At 45.4% G+C, this 18,580-nt stretch carries 15 protein-coding genes and 1 pseudogene; 6 read left to right on the forward strand and 10 right to left on the reverse strand.

Going from position 1 to position 18,580, the window contains the following annotated elements; translation table 11 throughout:
- The first annotated feature begins 120 nt into the window (after positions 1–120).
- Positions 121–900: an ankyrin repeat domain-containing protein gene (locus NSU14_RS14045; protein ID WP_340945611.1), complete on the forward strand. Its 780-nt coding sequence runs from the start codon at positions 121–123 to the stop codon at positions 898–900.
- Here NSU14_RS14045 and NSU14_RS14050 read toward each other — a convergent pair.
- Together NSU14_RS14050 and NSU14_RS14055 are read right to left on the reverse strand one after the other, a co-directional pair.
- Complete coding sequence (locus tag NSU14_RS14050) at positions 884–1,813, reverse strand: NAD(P)/FAD-dependent oxidoreductase (protein WP_340945614.1); 930 nt, start codon at positions 1,811–1,813, stop codon at positions 884–886. The genes NSU14_RS14045 and NSU14_RS14050 overlap by 17 nt on opposite strands.
- 175 nt (positions 1,814–1,988) lie before the next feature.
- A complete protein-coding gene (locus NSU14_RS14055; protein WP_076245903.1) occupies positions 1,989–3,647 on the reverse strand; it encodes a DUF6138 family protein in 1,659 nt (552 codons plus the stop codon).
- A gap of 278 nt (positions 3,648–3,925) precedes the next feature.
- Between NSU14_RS14055 and NSU14_RS14060 the strand changes: the two genes are divergently transcribed.
- The 3 genes from NSU14_RS14060 to NSU14_RS14070 are packed head-to-tail and all read left to right on the forward strand — an operon-like array spanning position 3,926 to position 5,850.
- A complete protein-coding gene (locus tag NSU14_RS14060) occupies positions 3,926–4,510 on the forward strand; it encodes a papain-like cysteine protease family protein (protein WP_076245900.1) in 585 nt (194 codons plus the stop codon).
- A gap of 37 nt (positions 4,511–4,547) precedes the next feature.
- A complete protein-coding gene (locus tag NSU14_RS14065) occupies positions 4,548–5,309 on the forward strand; it encodes a hypothetical protein (RefSeq protein WP_340945617.1) in 762 nt (253 codons plus the stop codon).
- A gap of 55 nt (positions 5,310–5,364) precedes the next feature.
- Complete coding sequence (locus NSU14_RS14070) at positions 5,365–5,850, forward strand: hypothetical protein (RefSeq protein ID WP_156118637.1); 486 nt, start codon at positions 5,365–5,367, stop codon at positions 5,848–5,850.
- A gap of 104 nt (positions 5,851–5,954) precedes the next feature.
- On the opposite strand, the gene NSU14_RS14075 is transcribed toward NSU14_RS14070, so the two are convergent.
- Positions 5,955–10,085, reverse strand: coding sequence for a collagen binding domain-containing protein (locus NSU14_RS14075; protein WP_340945620.1), 4,131 nt, complete (start codon positions 10,083–10,085; stop codon positions 5,955–5,957).
- Positions 10,086–10,569: 484 nt separating this feature from the next.
- The gene (locus NSU14_RS14080) at positions 10,570–11,433 is read right to left on the reverse strand and encodes a helix-turn-helix domain-containing protein (protein WP_197074374.1); all 864 of its coding nucleotides are present in this window, start codon (positions 11,431–11,433) and stop codon (positions 10,570–10,572) included.
- Between the two features lie 182 nt (positions 11,434–11,615).
- On the opposite strand from NSU14_RS14080, the gene NSU14_RS14085 reads away from it, so the two are divergent.
- Positions 11,616–12,914: an alpha-glucosidase/alpha-galactosidase gene (locus NSU14_RS14085; RefSeq protein ID WP_336100381.1), complete on the forward strand. Its 1,299-nt coding sequence runs from the start codon at positions 11,616–11,618 to the stop codon at positions 12,912–12,914.
- Between the two features lie 89 nt (positions 12,915–13,003).
- Here NSU14_RS14085 and NSU14_RS14090 read toward each other — a convergent pair whose 3' ends face one another.
- From NSU14_RS14090 to NSU14_RS14105, 4 genes and pseudogenes are all read right to left on the reverse strand, one after another.
- Entirely contained in the window at positions 13,004–13,354 is a 351-nt protein-coding gene (locus NSU14_RS14090; RefSeq protein WP_042137363.1) for a hypothetical protein, read from the reverse strand.
- Positions 13,355–13,454: 100 nt separating this feature from the next.
- Positions 13,455–14,378, reverse strand: coding sequence for an alpha/beta hydrolase fold domain-containing protein (locus tag NSU14_RS14095; protein ID WP_042137362.1), 924 nt, complete (start codon positions 14,376–14,378; stop codon positions 13,455–13,457).
- A 170-nt stretch (positions 14,379–14,548) separates the two neighbouring features.
- A pseudogene (locus NSU14_RS14100) lies at positions 14,549–15,708 on the reverse strand (IS4 family transposase).
- A 462-nt stretch (positions 15,709–16,170) separates the two neighbouring features.
- Complete coding sequence (locus NSU14_RS14105; protein ID WP_042137360.1) at positions 16,171–16,407, reverse strand: hypothetical protein; 237 nt, start codon at positions 16,405–16,407, stop codon at positions 16,171–16,173.
- Between the two features lie 101 nt (positions 16,408–16,508).
- Here NSU14_RS14105 and NSU14_RS14110 point away from each other — a divergent pair, with 101 nt between their 5' ends.
- Positions 16,509–16,871, forward strand: a complete 363-nt coding sequence (locus NSU14_RS14110) for a YmaF family protein (RefSeq protein ID WP_042137358.1) — start codon at positions 16,509–16,511, stop codon at positions 16,869–16,871.
- Positions 16,872–17,034: 163 nt separating this feature from the next.
- Here the strand turns inward: NSU14_RS14110 and NSU14_RS14115 are convergent, their stop codons facing one another.
- Both NSU14_RS14115 and NSU14_RS14120 read right to left on the reverse strand, forming a co-directional pair.
- Positions 17,035–17,355, reverse strand: coding sequence for an ABC transporter substrate-binding protein (locus tag NSU14_RS14115; protein ID WP_042137356.1), 321 nt, complete (start codon positions 17,353–17,355; stop codon positions 17,035–17,037).
- 2 nt (positions 17,356–17,357) lie between these two features.
- A complete protein-coding gene (locus NSU14_RS14120; RefSeq protein WP_042137355.1) occupies positions 17,358–18,491 on the reverse strand; it encodes an NADH-dependent flavin oxidoreductase in 1,134 nt (377 codons plus the stop codon).
- Positions 18,492–18,580: the final 89 nt, after the last annotated feature.

The raw sequence follows: 18,580 nt of genomic DNA on the forward strand, positions 1-18,580 counted from the left end.
GTCAATATAAAACATCGGCACGGGAATAACAAGTATCTTTTTGAAGTTGGCTATACATATGAAGTATGATTAGTGAAGGAGTCCGTCGCGATATACCTATGAACGGGAGGCATTCTAATCATGAGTGATGAGAAGAACATAGCTTACATTCCAGAGGACCATTCGCTGGGTATTTCGGTAATTACTGCGATTCATTCCGGCGATATCCCGTTGCTGAAGCTGCTGCTTGAAGAGAATCCCGGGTTGGCCGCCTCAAGAATTGTAAGGAACGGAGAATTGCGTTCTATGCTGCATATTGCAACTGATTGGCCCGGACATTTCCCTAACAATACAGTGACAATTGCACTGTTGATTGATGCCGGTGCGGAGGTGAATGCCCGGTTTACTGGACCGCACAGCGAGACCCCGCTTCATTGGGCTGCAAGCTGCAATGATGTCGAAGTGCTTGACCTCCTTCTCGATGCCGGTGCTGACATCGGGGCTTCCGGTGCCGTCATAGCCGGCGGAACGCCGCTCGACGACGCAGTGGCATTCGCGCAATGGCGGGCAGCACATAGATTAATTGAGCGTGGAGCCAAAGCTTCTCTCTGGCATGCAGCCGCGTTGGGTCTGGTAGATGCTATGAAAGCTCATTTTGCCGGAGACCCGCTCTCACAGCAATACCCTTGGGGAGCTGGACACTCATCGCCTCCGGACGAGGTGAACGTCGCTTTCTGGTGCGCTTGCCACGGCGGACAACGACACGCAGCCGAATACCTGCTCGGCCACAAGGCGGATATAAACTGGCCTTCTGTGTGGGACGGCCTCACTCCCTTGGATGCTGCTCAGCGCAGTGCCTCCCCTGATCTGGTACAGTGGTTGCTCGGACTGGGTGCTAAATCCGCTACCGGACTTCTTTGATATTTCTCCGCCAAGCTTCTGTATTCAGCTCATTATTCATGACTGCAGCCACAAATGAGCCGGCCGAAGCCGAAGCAATTGCCTGATGCATCATAGATGCTGCATCCCCGGCGCTATAAATGCCCGGGATATTTGTTTGTCCGGATTCATTAACGGCGAGTACTCCTGTTTCTGTGAATTCGCATCCGATGGTGCGTGGAAGGTCAGAGCCCATCGCCAGCTCAGGTTTGAAAAAGATTCCCCTGGCTGGAATCACCGTCCCGTCTTCCAATACAACTTGTTGAACGATACCATCCTTCGAGTCGATATGCCGGATCGGTGAATCGAACAAGGGAATATCATTGTGCTTGAACTCCTGACGCTGAGCCTCGGCCAGTTCATCCGGACCATTCGTACAAACCGTAAGCCGGCTTGTCCATCCGGAAACAACCGGAGCGAAATGCATTAGGACTGTCCCCTTCGATATGACGACAAGCGGCTGATCCCTTAATTCCCAGCCGTCACAATACGGGCAGACGAAAGCACTTTTTCCGTATACCTCCTTAAGGCCCGGAATAGAAAACGGCTGATCCTTCATGCCGATAGCGAATAATATTTTTTTACTTGTTATCATTTGTCCTTCCATCGTGCTCAATTCAAACTGACCGTTGGTGCCTGCGATCGATATCACTGTATCCGCTACGAATGATGCCGTGGGATAGGCCAGAATCTCTTCTTGTGCGATTCGCCGGAACTCCTTCGGAGTGATCCCATCACGGGTAATAAACCCGTGAACCGCGCCAGTTACAGCATTGCGTGGACGCCCCTCATCAATCACCGCTACCTTTTTCTTCGCCCTCGCCAATACCAAAGCGGCATTCAGACCCGCCGGTCCGCCGCCGATAATTGCCACATCAACATATTGTTTCTCCATAATGAATAGCCTCCTTCATAGATTCGAAATGTCTACAATTATAACGCAAGAAGCCTGGGACTTCTTGTTTGACCCGATAAAACAGATATCAAAGAGCTTCTTTGTCCACAATAGATGGTTTATTACTATTTTGCAATGATTATTTTTAAATTAATATTATCTTTCAGTGGTGGTATCAGCTCCGATTGGCCGCTTGGATCAGTCCGGCAAGGTATTGCTTCTGCTCTCCCTCAGCTTTGTCAGCAAGCTTCTGCAGCTTGTTCTTCCCGCCCCAGATCAGGTAGACAAGATGTTCCACCTGGTAGTAATGCAGGCCGTGTACCTGATCGAGCAGCAGTCTAAGCAGTCCCACATTCTCCAACTCTCGCGTCATCTTCAGCTTTAATGAATCTGTACAGTACAGCATACACGTCAACAGCACGGGAAGCATCTCTTTGTTAATGCCGTATTGTTCGATTAACGCAGCTGTGAATCTATTCTGGACAGACTGATGTTCAACATCTACCTTCTCCATATATTGAAGGACCAGCGGGAAATATGCCTGATCTGTGAGACCCAGTCCAAAGACCGCATAGCTGCCCGGCATGCAGCATTTCTCCGCTTCTGCATCCGTATACCATTCGAAGGTTTCCATCGCTGCGATGGCATATTCTTCAAGCAACGGGTGTATCTTCGGGTATTCAAGCGCATTCGCAAAGAAACGGTGCGTGCCCGTTTTGGCGAGTCCTTTGAGCGGCAGCCAGTGCTTAACTGAGGAGGTTAGCTTGATCTGATAGCTTTTTGGAAAGCCCGACTTCAGCAGATTCGTCAGATGCCGGAGCGCAAACGCATAACTCTCCTCTGACTCCTGATTAATACGGATGCGTACCTCGGCAAATACATCATTAGCGCTACATTCCACCTGATCATTGCGTAATCTCGTAACCTCTTCAGCAAAGGCACCGCTGCCATAATTAATTAGCCGTGCAGCCTGGACACTGCCGAGTTCGAGCGCGCATTGCAGGAAGGCAAGCCCCGTACTTCTGCTGTAGGAAGGCTCAAATTTAAGGATGCAAACTGCAGCATAGATCACGAGCCCAACCGTTTCTTGCCCGACATTTTCCAGCACAGCATCGTTCCTCTTCGTAAATCCCATCTGCCACTGGGTTCCTGTGTTCTCGAAATAACGCGGCAACCAATGATCTTCTACCCAGTTCCTGAGTGCTACGGTGATAGTATTGCGATGCTCAGCCAGATGCTTGTTCCCCTTGTTCAGCTCTTGTATCTTGTCATACACAGCGGTGATTCTGCCGGAATCCAAGACGGGATACAGTCCTTCATCCAGGAGATGCCGGGCCAGGAAAAAAGTTTCCAGCGGCTTGGTCGGATATTTGCCGGCATCTAGCTTGTTTAAGGTATAGAGGCGGATCTGTTCCAGCAGTTGTTGCTTCTTCGCCTCATCTACGTATTCAAGAATGTGCACATGGACAACACCTTCATTCACCTTGAATTTCCCGTCAAACCTGAACCGGTAATCTAGGACTGCCGGCGGCAATGCATTTAATTTGTTCTGCATATACGAAGCAAGCTCAGGGATGATCTGCTCCCGCACTTGTACCTCTGTCAGCTGCTCAGGGGTAGTCTGCTTGCTTTTACCCGGTTCGTTTAAATCAAGCAAATTATCTGTCACATCCACTCTGCCATCCGCATATTCGAGGAGAGCATACCCGTGAATGCCTGCCTGCAGGGTGGTCCGTTTTACAATTTTCTCTGCTTCTTTATCACTGATATAGATGAGCCACTTGTCTATTTCCATTTTCATTTCTTCAAGAATTGCTTCCAGCGTATAATCCATGTCTATTACATGCTCCTTTACACAGCGATATCGGCAGTGAAGTTGTTCATGCCCACTCTAAAATTATGTACATTAAATATTACCGTATCTTGATTTACCGTTCAAATCGGTTGGGGGTATCTGTCTGATGATCAATCGTTAATTGATACCGGAAATGATTATGTTTCTTAAAATGATATCTGTGATTTTCAAGGTAAATCCTTTAATTACCACACTTCCATATAAAGTATTTTATGATAATATCATCTATAGTCCTTTCGGCCGAGAGCTCAATTCTTATGAAGGGTTTGAGAAAAGTGAAAAAAATAAAATTGAGATCGCTTTCAATATTTTTTTGTTCGATTATCTCTGCTTCACTTTTTACAGCAAGTGTATACGCCGCTTCTGGCATTAGCATTCATGACGTAAGTGCCCAGAAACAACAGGGAGGCTATTTATGCTGGGCGGCCGTATCCAGTATGGCAGGACAATACTTAGGGAAATCCAATGCGACTCAGTATAACATAGTAACAGCCGCTAAAGGATTATACATGGACACTGCCGGATCTGTATACGATGCCCAAAAAGGTCTTGCAGCATATGGTGTAAGTTCGACTGCACTTGTAACTGTGCCAACTTACGACAATATAACGAGTAACATCAATGGTAACTCTAATGTTCTCGCATTTATGAGTAAAACGGGAGCAACGCTTGGTCATGCCTTTTTGATTAAAGGTTACTACTATAACACTGATACCAGCACTCAGAACTTATACTATATTGATCCAGCAGATGCTTCCAGTAATATTCAAAGCTTCTCAACTTTCAAGAGCAATTCTATCTATACTTGGGTCAATACAGTAAACAATATAAAAGTGAATTAACTGTAAAATAATCACTATCAATTAAGGAGGGTTTTTTTTGAAAATTCGCGCCATTATATTAACTATTTTATTTGCTCTATTCACATTGGGAAATGTTGTATATGCAGATTCAAGTCTGGAGACAGCTGGGGCAGATATCAAGGGGGCGATTGCTAGGGAATATACAGAGTATTATGCTGATACTCTTGAAGCCCAGAAGACTAGCTTTCACGGCAGCGACAAAGCAAGCTTTCATGAAGCAACTTTGGGAGAAGGAGTTGCCTATTATCAAGTGAATGTCCACGGAGATTCACTTTCACATGAATTGACTGGTTATAAATTCCCGCTTTATTTAGAGGGAACTCAGGTTGCGGTGGTCGATGCCACTTTTGAATCAGGTGCCTGGAAAATTTTCAACATCAGTAACCATGATGATTTTGACAGTGCAATTAAACGGATCGAAGCTGAGTATGCTGGAAACGGTAAATTCGAGCTTATTGATGATAAACGTTATAATCTAAATTATGTCTATACTAATAGTACGATTAATGAGGAATATATCAATTTAACAAATGATGAGAGTATAAGTCCTGCAGAGATCCTGAATGTTATCAGCGAGTCTGTGGATTCTCTTAATAATTTGAATCGAAATTCAAATGACGGAGTGATTTTAGTCGGTGGCGGCCCCAATGTCTCTCCTTCTGACAATCAGACCTCTTTGCTTCTGCCAATTATTTTATTCGGATTATCTCTTGCCTTTGCTGTTCCACTAATAGCCATACCGACTCAAAGAAGAAGAGCCTCAGGCACATTGGAATGAGAATGGTCCGAATATAATGAGACGAAAAGGATGGGTATTCCCTCTTCTATGCCTTGTGCTGATAACAATGATAGGATGCAACAATGAAGATTCCGCGGCGGGAAAGACCGACGAACAAATCGCCGCCGATTATCTTCAAGCTCTTGGTTACACAATTGTTGCGGATGAAGGAGAGGTCGCAAAATATACCTTGGAGCAGAATATGCTTGAAAACCTGGATTATATGCTGCTCTGGGCAGTTCAGGAGAAAGAACCTTCTGCCTATTTCGGGAAAGAAATCGTCTCTTATGATTTTCTTGTAAAGGATCATCCGCTGGAAAAGTTGTTTAGCCCGGAAGATTACTTTATTTCTGTGGTTGTCATGCTTGTAGACGGTGATGTTATAGGCGGAACCTCCGGTCCAAGAAGTAAAATCAAAAATCTAATCATGGCGGGCGGAGAGTATTCAATAGATGGAAAAACATTGAACGAGATAAAAGGAACCGATTATCCGCAATGGCTGGACTATTGGAAGAAAACGTACGGTAAGCGAACGGAGTGACCTGAAAGACCTGAAAGACCGCCGCTTCAATTAGAAGCGGCGGTCTTTTGTTTACCATTATTTTTTTTGAAAACTGTTCTTTAAAAAGGATTGCAAAGCCGTTTCTACTTGCGTGTCTTAAATCTCTTCGAGAGCACGAAACCAAGGATGATCAGACCCATTCCGGCTAGGTACATGCCTATCGGACTTTCTTCACCGGTCTGAGGCAGCTTACCCGGCAGACCGCCTTGATTCGTTGGTTCATTTTGTGAAGGTTCATCTATTGTTCCTTTAGGCACTTCATCTACCACTACTTCGATCTCGATCTCCTGGTCCTCTCCATTATCGCTAACGATAATAGTGAACTTGTCTTTTCCGGTATAGCCAGGGTCAGGTGTGTACTTCCATTTCCCGTCTGGTGTAATCACGACGGTTCCATGTTCAGGCTCATCACCAAGGCTAGGAATTCCCCCAAGCGGGATTTCACCCTCGACCGGAATGTCCTCTATTGTGTTGACAGCTGTTGGCTGTGGACTTGGAGGACTGCTAATTACAGGTGTTGCTGTCGGTGCATTTGTCGGTTCACTTGTAGGTTCTGGTGAAGCCGATGGTGAAACTGATGGTGTCACCGTTGGAACAACTGTTGGACCCGGAGTGACTATGACTCCTGGTATTGAAGGAGTTGTTGGCGTTGATGACGGCGTTGACGGCACATATGGTGTTGCTGTTGGCGCCGTTGGTTCTGTTGGAGCTGGCGTTGCTGTTGGTGCAACAGTCGGCGTTGCTGTTGGCACTGGTGTTGGTGCAACAGTCGGTGTTGTTGTTGGTACTGGTGTTGGCGCAACCGTCGGTGTTGTTGTTGGTACTGGTGTTGGCGCTACTGTTGGTGTTACGGTTGGCACTGGTGTTGGCGCAACAGTCGGCGTTGCCGTCGGTGTTGCTGTTGGTGATGATGTTGGCGCTACTGTTGGTGTTGCTGTCGGCGATGGTGTCGGTGCCACTGTTGGCGATGGTGTTGGCGCAACAGTCGGCGTTGCCGTCGGTGATGGTGTTGGCGTTGCTGTTGGTGTTGCTGTTGCTGTTGGCGATGGTGTTGCTGTTGGTGATGGTGTTGGCGCAACAGTCGGCGTTGCCGTCGGTGATGGTGTTGGCGTTGCTGTTGGTGTTGGCGATGGTGTTGCTGTTGGTGATGGTGTTGGCGCTACTGTTGGTGTCGCTGTCGGCGATGGTGTTGGCGCAACAGTCGGTGTCGGTGTGGCCGATGGCGATGGTGTTGGCGTCGCTGATGTTTTGTTTTTTATTTGCAGATCTATGGCTGTAGTTGAATTAATTTTAACTGCATGAGGTGTCGTATCTAACAGATAACCTGCAGGTGCAATTTTTTCAACTACTGCATAATCGCCACCAAGTAGTTTCGTGAATTCAAGCTTACCTGCATCATCTGTTACTCCCTCATTAATCCAAATCTGCTCATTGCCGATGACGCGGAATAAGTCAAAGGCAGCTCCTTTGAGCGTATTGCTAGGATCACTGGCATCAATCTTTTCAATGCTGAGCGTGCCTCTGACACCACTGCCTGTGCCTGAACCGCTCGAGAGCTGAACTTTAACTTCAGAATTGGTTTCTTTGGTAACCTCTTTCACATTCTTACCTGTGAGCTCTACCTCGTTGCTGACTGTTTCATTATTTTGTGCAGTGATCACAGATTGGTACTGAAGAATATAAGCTTCCGAGATTTCTTTGGTAAACTTCAGTTCGAAGCTTTCTTTGCCTTCACTGTCTTTCAAGAATTCCAGCGTATAATCAGTGTCTCGTGTCAGTTCCTCGCTAGTGGGTGTTATCGTCCCGTTGTCTGCAACATTAGTCTTGTAGAGATGATAAGTATTAGTGAGCAGAATTTGATTCTCACTAGGAATATCTGTTACTACTGCATCCCTCACAACGGATTGATTACGGTTGATATACACCGTCCAGTCAATCTTATTGTTGTTTTGTGCGCCTGTCTTGGCGATATATTCGCCTCCATTAGGAATGTTGACCGAAGCATTCAGGTCTGCGGATTCCTTGGTCGTACCATCATATAGTACTGCTGTATTATCGACAGTCTTTACGTCAATAACCTTATCAGCGAAAGTAGTCTTAAAGGTAACGTAAAATGCATAATTGATCGTTTTGTTAAAGCTTACATCAAGCTTCCCGTCTTTCAGAGTTACGTTGTAGTCCTTTTCATCGACGTTTACGTCCTCTGAAGGGTCTCCATTGGTACCGTAGATCCATTTGAATACCTTAACGGAATCCGGAACCACAACTTGACCGCTGCTGATCGTGTCCACCAGTTTAGCATTAGTCAGGGTTTTCATATTATAGTTGGCCCCGACATTCCAGGTAATCTCTTTGGTGAAGGCATTGTACGAACCGTTCTTGAGACCGTTATTCTTAACTTCTGCTCTTGGATCGAATGTTGATGTTGTCTTGATGGTCCGACTCTGACCATTCTCCACCCATTCCAGCAATGCCTGATTGACAAACTGGTTTTTATCCTCCGCCAACCAATCAAAGTTAAACTTAGTGAGGTATGTGATGGTATACGGTTCAGAGATCGGAGCTTTAAAAGTAATCGTGAACCCGTCGTTCACCGCCACAGGATCATGGTCGGTATAAACAACCTCAGTGGCGACTGCGGGACCTCCAGCGACCGGTTTAATCGTAAGGCTTCCCGTTACCAGCTTGAGTCCTGCGTTAACGAAGGTATCCGTTACTTTCAGATTTTCCATCGTCTTTGAATCTTTGTTGATCGTAATTGTCCAACGTACTGTCTTGTTCAGATAATCTTTTTCGCTGTTACCCTTGACCAATATTTGTTGGGTGATATTCTGGGAAGCTGAGTCCGAATGTTCACCGTAAGTCACTGTATTAGTGACCTTGCCATTTTCAAAAACACGTTCCGGCGCTTTAGTTTTATATTCGATGCGGTAAGCAGAATCAATATCATCATTGAATTTGAGTTCAAAATGATATTTACCATCTACCACTGAATCTGTAACCGTGTATTTATTATCCGGAAGAGGCTGGGCATCTTTGACCCCTTTACCATCGGCCGCAATAGTCACCGGGTACACCTTCAGCGAATCTGGAATGAGTTCCTGTTTGAGGTCAATGGTATCCTTCAGAACCGCGTCGTTTGCCGAAATAAACTTTTCATTGTAATTGAATTCAATTGCCCAGCCAAGAGTCTGGGTTGCAGGATCGTAGCCGTTTGTTACTTTGGTAAGCGGCTTCCCACGGCCAACGGTTACGGTAGTCTTCGATTCTTTAGATAAACCGTTGTCTCCCGTAAAAATAGCTGTATTCTCATAGCTGACCGCATCCTCACCGCTGGCTGTAATATCGGTGGTGAATTCTACACGATACGCCTTGGTGATCGGGCTCTGTTTAAATTTTAATTCCAGCTTCGCCGGTGTGGACCCGGAGGCATCATAACTGCTACCCGGAATAATGTCACCTGCTATAACTGTACCGTCCAGCTTCACTTCAAGTTCACGGACAACAATGGAGCTTGTATCAAGCGTCAACCCGTCCGGAATCTCATCGGTAACGGCAGCGTTGCCCACATTTTCCAAGACCTTGTTGACATCGACGGTCCAGCCGATTTGCGTCGGATTGTAGAATTGAGGCAATGGAGTACCTTTCTTCTCTACAGTTGAACTGACGTTAGGCTTGAAATGAAGTTCAATTACCTGGGTACCGCCATTGATCGGGAACTCCACAAGCTGTGTGGTCGACCCGCTTATTTTTTTGGAGCTAAGCAGTGAACGGACAGTAAAGGTCCCCTGCACTTGATCATATTGTTCAATAAATTCATTAAACGTAAAGACAACATGATTATTACCTTTATCGACATGATAGGTGCCTACTGTATCTCCACCAAATAGAAGATCCCCATCCAAATCACTATAAAGCTCAAACGGATCGGGTATATTAAATTCAAAAGTGGAGCCTGCTTCATAACCGTGCCCGTCTGCTAATGACCACGTGTAATTCAGCTCGGAATAGGAATCCAGCTGATATACATTTCCGGTGACTGTCTCTGAGTAGTGCTCATCCGTATACACGGCCAGAGAAACGCTGGTGATCAAATTTTCCGTAATTTCACTGGGTTCTGCATGAGCACGTTCAGTGAAAGAGCCAAAGCTTGTTGTCCATTGGGTAACCAATAGAATAAGTACGAGCCAAATGCTAATCTTTTTCATTTTCATTGATGAATACTTCCTCCTTTTTCGTCATCGATTGTGTTTGAAGCTTCATGCCATTGCCTGCGCAACTTGTGGGAGAACTGCGCCGACAGCAGTTTAAGTAACTGTAAACCTGACATATGAACAATTTCTGAACAGCTTCGGGATTTGCGTGTGAAAAAACAAAATAACCCGCCAAGCATAAGGCTCGGCAGGTATTTGGTACTTGTATACGGCTTATCCCTTTTACTTAGTCACGGGTTACAAAGTGCTCCACCCCATCTGCTAAATTCGAGATTTTATTCTGAAGAAACTCAGGGTAAACCTTATAGTCCAGTAATTCGTTGATATCAACCCACTGGAATATCAATCTGGATTCATCCGTTTGAATTTTACCCTCATGAAGCAAAACTCCGGAGCTCCGGAAATTATGAATTCGATTCTCTTCTGCGAATAACCAATCTCTGTTTTTCATACTCAAACACCACCAATCTCTACCTTGCCCCAGCTATTCCCCACTTCTCAGACCCGCCCGGTACTCGCTCGGCGGCATGCCGGTGTGCTTGCGGAATTGCTTGGAGAAATACAGCGCATCATTGAAGCCCACGGACGAAGCCACCTGCTCAATGGTCAGGGGAGACCCGAGTAGTTGTCTGGCCTTGTCCATCCGCTTTTTGAGCAGAAACTGTTTGGGCGAGAAGCCGGTTCGCTGCTTGAAGGCTTTGGACAGATGCACCCGGTGGTAGCCGAGTGAGGATGCCAGGTGATCAATACTAATCTGCTGGTGGAACTGCAGCGAAATCCAGCGGATAGCCTGGTCAATCTGCCGGTCAATAATCTCGGGCATTTCGGCAGGGTGCAGGGGCAGCGCGCTTAAATTACCCAGCCCGAATTGATGAAGCAGCAGCCGTGCCCAGCCTGAAGCCTCCAGACTCTCCAGCCGCGGGTAAGCAGACTGCTGGAAGGCATGCCGGATACGTTCGTACAAGCTGTGAAGCTCTGTGACATTACCGGAATGCATGAAGGGCTGTTCCCTTGTAATGCCTACAGCCGATAGAAGTTCTTGAACGCCTATCCCCTGTAAGGCTACCCACGCATAATGCCATGGGATATCCCCATCTGCCTGATAACTGAAGAGCGCACCCGGGAAAATAACGAAGGTGTCCCCACTCCTGCACTCGGCAGAGAACGTCCCGCTTTGAAACAGGCCCTCCCCTTCCAGGACAGTATGTATCAAATAAAAATCGTGAACGGAAGGTCCAATTTTATGGCCGGGATAAGGCCTTGCCTCCCCGCTGAACAGGACAGACAGATCCTGCTCCTCAGGTGTAAGATTAATCCCTAAAGTGAAATCATAATGGTCCGGATTCATATGCAACATTCCTCCATATTCATCTTGTCTTTCTCCATAGTCGTGCCTTCGGTTCTATTCTATAGTGATTATAGAAGAAAACAGCGGAAAAAGCTTCTAAACCAACGATTATCATTCGGATTAAGATTCATATTCCCAAATGAATGAAGCGTATTCCGCAACTTACAGGAGGCTAATGTCTAATGTCCAAAATTACATTTATCGGTGCCGGCAGCACGGTTTTTGCCAAAAACGTCCTGGGGGATATCATGGCTACACCTGCCCTGCAGGGGTTCGAGCTTGCCTTGTATGATATTGACCTTCAGCGGCTCAAAGACTCCGAGAATATGCTCACGAATCTGAAGAACAGCGGCGGCAGCACCTGTACCATCATCGCCTATACCGACCGCAAAGAAGCGCTGCGCGGCGCCAAATATGTAATCAATGCCATTCAGGTCGGGGGATATGATCCATGCACCATTACAGATTTTGAAATTCCGAAGAAATACGGCTTGCGTCAGACTATTGCGGACACTGCAGGCATCGGAGGATTATTCCGCAATTTGCGCACGATTCCGGTCATGCTCGATTTCGCTGCGGATATTCGTGAGGTCTGTCCGGATGCGCTGTTCCTGAACTACACGAACCCGATGGCCGTTCTAACGAATGTGATGAACACTTACGGCGGAGTGAATACGGTGGGATTATGCCACAGCGTGCAGCAATGTATCCCCGGATTATTCAGTCACCTCGGGATAGAACAGGAAGGTGTACAGGCGACGATTGCCGGTATCAACCACATGGCCTGGCTGCTCAAGGTTACCAAGGACGGCAAGGACTTGTACCCGGAGATCAAACGCCTCGCTGCAGAGAAGCAGCTTGAGCCTCACGGTGATATGGTCCGCTATGAGATGATGCTGAAATTCGGCTATTACATTACAGAATCCTCCGAGCATAATGCCGAATACCATCCGTATTTCATCAAAAGAAATTATCCCGAGCTGATTGAGCGGTTCCAGATCCCTCTAGACGAATATCCGCGCCGCTGTGTAGAACAGATTAGTCGCTGGGAACAGATGCGTGAGGAGCTGGTGAATAATCAGGAGCTTGCGCATGAACGTTCACATGAATACGCCTCTTATATTCTGGAAGCGATGGAGACTAATGTGCCGTTTAAGATCGGCGGCAACGTTATGAACACAGGACTGATTCCTAATCTGCCCAAAGAAGCCTGTGTCGAGGTGCCTTGTCTGGTTGACCGCAGTGGAGTAACTCCGACCTACGTAGGCGATTTGCCTCCGCAATGTGCCGCACTGAACCGGACGAATATCAATACACAACTGCTAACGATTGAGGCCGCCATGACACGCAAGAAAGAGCATATCTACCATGCAGCCATGCTGGATCCGCATACTTCAGCAGAGCTATCGATGGATGATATCATTAATATGTGTGATGAGCTGATCGCTGCCCACGGTGACTGGCTGCCTGACTATCAATAAAAGGTGAAATTTGTTTTATCGCTATAAGCAAAGAAGCCCCCCTATAGGACGCTATAGGAGAGGCTTCTTTGCTTATGATGAATTTTAGTTCAACGACTCCATTCGCTCAGGCTGTCTGGATTGAAATCTAACTCCTTGCCGCTTTGATTAATCACATATACTCTCTCCGGCGGACTTTCCAGGCTTCTACCCGTAAGTACAAGCTGGCGCCCTCCTTCAATGGGATAATTCCTTATATATAATCCTGAACCGGTATCTTCAAAAGAATATTTGTTCAAATCGCTCCAATCCAATGTGTTGCCCTTTTCCGATAAATCCGTTAATTCATCTAATGAAATATAACCGTCCAGCCCTCCTTCCTGGTTGTTTTGGCATGCTGAACCAATCATTAGAACGAATAAGACAATCATTGATAACTTCAAATATTTAGCTAGTCTCATATACACCCCTCTCTCCAGAATGCCATTATCCAGCTGGTGATCTATAGGGGTAAATATACCATAATATAGAAGTCAACACTAAGTCTGCAATAACAATCTCCTAGCTCTTAATAATCTCAATAATCTTCCGCTGGGCATCTATCGCTTCGGGGATGGGCATGATCACAAACACATGGTTCATTTTGGGATATACAAAGGTATTGATTTCAATTCCCTGCCCGGTTAGCTTGTCATCCAGTTTCATGGCATCGGGATATAGCCCTTCGTGCGTTCCGATAAAGTGAGTGATTCTTCCGAGGCCTTCAAAGTCCCCGTAGATGGGACTGATTATAGGATCGCTTAAGCTTTTATCATCCGCCCAGATCCTTGTAATGACTTCCATTCCACCCACCGACAGCATCGGGTCCTTCTTTTCATATTCAGGAATAAGCGGGTTAGTAAGCCCCATATCCACACAGGCAGACAATAGAATGATGTCCTTGGGCTGGGGAATATCATTCATTTGGAGCAGATGGGCCAGACCCAGTGAGATGTTTCCGCCTGCTGAATCGCCCATAATCGTCAATTGTTCCGGACTTTGAACGGTTCCCAGAATATCTTTATACAGGTTAAGGAGCTTCGGATAGGTATTCTTATAATTAAAGTTAGGAATTTTAGGATAAATAGGGGCAATTATTTTCGCATTAAGCGACTGTGCCATTCTATCCATGAACATCCAGTGAAAGCTTAAAGGCTGGTTGACCCAAGCACCGCCATGGATATAGAGAATTACTTTTTGCGTCAAGGATTGTTGGTCATTTATTGTAAAAACCTTAATTCCCTCAAACACTTCCTCCGTAATTCCGCTGATGAATTTAACATCAGCAATTATATAGGGTTTACTGTTTTCTAGGCCTACCCGTTTTACAAACTGGGTCGTGTTTTCAATACTTGAAAAGCCTTTTTTTGTGTTTCGTAAAGCTAAATACTTCTCAAACAGAAAACTCTTAGTTGAACGTTTTTTTGTATATACTTGTACACTCATCGTTCCCCCTCCTGTCATGCTGAATGATTACTGTATTTGCATTATAAGGGTTGATGTATACTTCAAGGTCAAGAAAAATTCTATTTGGATTCGACATTAGCAAAATCCTAAGAATAATTAAACATAACGTTGATTCCATGCGCAAAAAAGGCGACAGCCTAATGAATCCGTTATCGCCTTTTTGAATTGGGCAGAGCGGAGATCCAGTGCTGGAGTTGACTTTTAATCATGGCGAATAGTTTCTTGCCGAGTTGATTGGCGATTTCGTTCATCAATTCCACCAGTTGTTGTAAAGCAAGGGCCCAGTCCAAAGTGCCGACTTCATCACAAAGCAAATAAAACAGTCCGCCGAGCGTCCGTTGATCGGTACTTTGCCGATGCTGCCAGACCAGCAGAATATAGCGGGAAAAGACAATCGTTGTATGGCTAATTAGCAAACCGTAGGAGCGACCTTGAAACTCTTTTGCAGACGTAACAAGGATTTAGCGCATTTAAAAAAGACTTCGATGTCCCAGCGAAGAGCGTAGATTTTAATCATTTCCGGTGCCGTTAGCGTCAGATCCGTCGATAGAATAGCTAGCCACTCGTTTTTTACCATACCAATGATATGAAGATCTCAGTCTACAATCCGCCCGATTAGGGGGGCATGCGTGAACCAGATATCCATAAGTTCGTAAGCTGCAGAAACCCCGGAATCGATGGCCCGATCCAGCAGTTCGGAAACCAGATGTGGGGCAGAAAGTAATGCTTCCTTCCGGCGTTTGTACCCGCAGGAGCACTTGTCGATTCCCGGATTCATGCCGGTAAGTCCGGCCTTTATGGAACTCAGCAAAGCGAAGTCCAAAGGGAGAAACGTATGGCCGTCTGACCAGCCCAAAGTCAGCATACGAAACCCTTTATAGTAAGCACCCGTCGCGTGATCCTTGAAACGAGCCAACAATTCTACAGTTTTGCTCCGATTTCGTTCAAACATGGAATCGTCCACAATGAACACGGAGGTTCTCGTGACGGAAGTCAGGGTTTCGACCCGCTACACAGTGTCACTGCTGAGCGAAGTCAAGAAGCGCCGCCAAGCGAAGCCGCTATGATTGAGAAACCGATAGACCGTATCTTTGCCAGGAAAGATTTCACCTTTGGCACTTTCCAGCAGGCGAAACCAGTTTTTCTGATGGAAGAGTAGCACGAAAACGAGCAGGAACAGATGGGAACAGGTATAGCCGAAAGCCTTTTTGAATCCTGATTTTCTCAGGTGCTTCAGTACACCGAGCTCCTGAAAAGCAGGCCTCATTTCAGGCGGGAGTTGATCTAGAGACAGCTTTTGCTTTATCATGGGTAGGACACATTTTCTGTGGTTTAGTGGAAGCTTCGACACTCTCACTTTACCAAATGAATTAGTGTTTTTCTATGGTGGCAAGACCCTTACTTAAACATGCTCCACCTTAACCCCAGTATGGGGTCAACTCGATTTTGACTCTGCGAAAATTGAGTCAGATAGACTTAAATGTGAAGGTGGTCGAAAATAGCTTGAAGAAAACGTTTAGAACGCTTAGTATACGTTCGCTGCAGCAACTCTTGGCCTAAGCTTGTCTTTATTGACGAATGACTATAGTGCAGTTGATCAAGCCAGACGCTCATGGTCGATGGTAATGTTATGCGGTACATTGATTTTTAATCGAGGATATAACTATCTGAAAAGTAAAAATAAGCAAGCGAATATAATGACATTTACAGGGGCGCTGATTTTGGTCTTTGTTCTTGTTAAATTCCTCTTTTAAGAGCGAGAACAATGTAATCAAGGCCGGCTTGAGTTAATCCACTTTCGGTTAGCATAACGGGCTTGGTGAATATGCTTTAATACAATAGTAATATCTCTCTGATCCATCCCTAGCTCCTGAAAACGAGATTCTTTTTCTGCTCCAAGCAATTTCAAAATTTGATACACAGGGTCAGCGCTTATCAATCCGTGCAACATCCTTCCTGTAATTTCTATGGGGATAGCATATTCCCACTTTGGCTTTTTGGTGACCATCTGTAATATTCATTATATTCTCTGAAAGTTGCCTAGCACGTACATTCGCTTCCCTTAATAGGATGTTATGAAGTGAAGAATCCTAAGGAGGCTGGTAACGGATGCAGAAGAAGAATCCTAAATTGGTGAAGAAAGTACTGTACTCCACACGGGCGCAGAGACATGTGCATGAATTTGAGGGGAGTACAAAACTGGCTGAAGCAGGTGCAGACCGCCATAACCATCGCTTCGCAGGCGTGACCGGGCAAGCCATCCGGGTAGGAAGCAGTCATGTTCATGAAATTGATCTCAACAAAACTGATTTTCTGAACCATTTTCATAATCTGAAAAAGATTAGAACAGGACCGGCTATTCCAGTGGGGAATGGTAAACATGTACACTTTGTAATGGGCCAAACGACAGTAAACGATGGTCATAGACATCCATTTAATTTTGCGACATTGATTGACTCCCCTCTTGTTTAAATAAAGTAAGACTATATTACCCATGAGAAAGTGTACTCGTTTGAATTCGGTTATATAAAATAGCCTAATAAACCATCTCCAGCCATCAGTCTGTGTGCTTTTGCCCACAAAAAAAGATACTCCATCAAACATATTGTCTGATGGAGTATCTTTTGTGATAGGGCTATTTGCTGAATAAATGTTCAGCATCATCAAGCGCCATGCTTTGGCCAATGGAGGAGTAATCGAGCCATTTTTGTCCATCCAAGAGGTAGACATGATTGTTTTTAACAGCTTTTAGATTTTGCCATACCGGATTCTTCTCCAGCTCTTCGAAGTTCCCCTTAGCTTCTTTACCCGTGCTGATGATTAGGAAATGGCATTTATATTCGAAAGACCAAAGAATGTGGAAAATGCCCGCGTGCCGTAAGACTTTCCCGATGTGTAGAGCGGCAAAAAGTTTGGAAAAGCGAGACTGTTCAGACAGGGAATGTTGTTTTAACATGTTTAATTTTCGATTTTAAACCACGGACCTGAAGCTTGAAGGACAGCCCATAGTTTTTCCGGAAGATCAATGGTATTAATATTGGAAGCCTTGATAGCTGTTTGAATATCTGATTCCTGTCCGCTTTGAACCTTGTCAATCCAATCTGGATCTGTAATTAACGCATGTCCGATCACAGCTAGGTTAAGTCCTTTATCTAATCCTTTTGCAGCATCATCGGGCGTTACCATAGAACCCGCAGCCAGTAGGGAAATCCGGCTATTCACATGTTCAACGATCAACTCAAGATAAGTCCTATCATCTTGGCTATCAACTGGCTTAGAGGATAGAGCATCAGCTAGTGAAGCATGCACATAATCAACTTCTGCTTCAATCAGACGGTCAATCAATACATAAGTATCTTTCATCCTTATACCGCCTTCTTGATGTTCATCAGGAGAAATCCGGTAACCGAGAATAAACGGTTTAACAGCATGCTTTTCAATAACCCTTTTCATTTCCTTAACGATTGCCAGTGGAAAACGAAGGCGGTTCTCAAGTGATCCTCCCCAATCATCCTCACGTCTGTTGAAGTAGGGAGAGAAAAAGTTTTGAACTAAAAATCCGTGTGCACCATGAATTTCAACCCCGTCGAACCCTGCTTCTATCGCTCGTCTTGTTGTTTCTCCAAATGCATGAATGACTTCCCATACTTCATCGTGCGAAAGCTCTCTCGGCATAACGGAAGGAGCAAATCCTGTAGCTTCCGTCTCAACAGCACTTGAACTAACTACATCTCTATTTGGGGTAAGATCCGGGAGTGCTTTGCTGCCTGCGTGAAAAATTTGAAGCACAGCAGCAGCTCCGCCGCTTTTTGCCGCATCCGCCAATCTACGTAAACTTGGAATGAATTTATCGTCATAGGCTGCAAATTCATTCGTAAAACCAATCCCATTAGGCTGAACATGTGTACACCCTGTTATAACCAGACCTACACCTGTTACTCTTCTTCTGTAATAGTTCACTTCACCATCTGAAATTGTGTAATCGTCATTGCTGGCCCAGGTGGTCATAGGCGACATTACTACCCTATTTCTAAGAGAAATCCCATTTTTGAATGTGAAAGATTCGAACAGGCTGTTATATTTTGTGTTCATTTTCTTACCTCTTTCTAATTAGTTCATTTCTAAACTTACCAGTTGATGAGCGGCAACGACATTGTTACAATAACTTCATTAAGTATTCG

Source organism: Paenibacillus sp. FSL R10-2771 (assembly GCF_038000205.1).
Taxonomy (GTDB): Bacteria; Bacillota; Bacilli; order Paenibacillales; family Paenibacillaceae; genus Paenibacillus_AQ; species Paenibacillus_AQ phytohabitans.

Excerpts from the sequence above, each read along its gene's own strand:
- NSU14_RS14045 (WP_340945611.1), top strand. The coding sequence starts at position 121 with ATGAGTGATGAGAAGAACATAGCTTACATTCCAGAGGACCATTCGCTG.
- NSU14_RS14050 (WP_340945614.1), bottom strand. The coding sequence starts at position 1,813 with ATGGAGAAACAATATGTTGATGTGGCAATTATCGGCGGCGGACCGGCG.
- NSU14_RS14055 (WP_076245903.1), bottom strand. The coding sequence starts at position 3,647 with ATGGATTATACGCTGGAAGCAATTCTTGAAGAAATGAAAATGGAAATA.
- NSU14_RS14060 (WP_076245900.1), top strand. The coding sequence starts at position 3,926 with ATGAAGGGTTTGAGAAAAGTGAAAAAAATAAAATTGAGATCGCTTTCA.
- NSU14_RS14075 (WP_340945620.1), bottom strand. The coding sequence starts at position 10,085 with ATGAAAATGAAAAAGATTAGCATTTGGCTCGTACTTATTCTATTGGTT.
- NSU14_RS14080 (WP_197074374.1), bottom strand. The coding sequence starts at position 11,433 with ATGAATCCGGACCATTATGATTTCACTTTAGGGATTAATCTTACACCT.
- NSU14_RS14085 (WP_336100381.1), top strand. The coding sequence starts at position 11,616 with ATGTCCAAAATTACATTTATCGGTGCCGGCAGCACGGTTTTTGCCAAA.
- NSU14_RS14090 (WP_042137363.1), bottom strand. The coding sequence starts at position 13,354 with ATGAGACTAGCTAAATATTTGAAGTTATCAATGATTGTCTTATTCGTT.
- NSU14_RS14095 (WP_042137362.1), bottom strand. The coding sequence starts at position 14,378 with ATGAGTGTACAAGTATATACAAAAAAACGTTCAACTAAGAGTTTTCTG.
- NSU14_RS14105 (WP_042137360.1), bottom strand. The coding sequence starts at position 16,407 with ATGGTCACCAAAAAGCCAAAGTGGGAATATGCTATCCCCATAGAAATT.
- NSU14_RS14110 (WP_042137358.1), top strand. The coding sequence starts at position 16,509 with ATGCAGAAGAAGAATCCTAAATTGGTGAAGAAAGTACTGTACTCCACA.
- NSU14_RS14115 (WP_042137356.1), bottom strand. The coding sequence starts at position 17,355 with ATGTTAAAACAACATTCCCTGTCTGAACAGTCTCGCTTTTCCAAACTT.
- NSU14_RS14120 (WP_042137355.1), bottom strand. The coding sequence starts at position 18,491 with ATGAACACAAAATATAACAGCCTGTTCGAATCTTTCACATTCAAAAAT.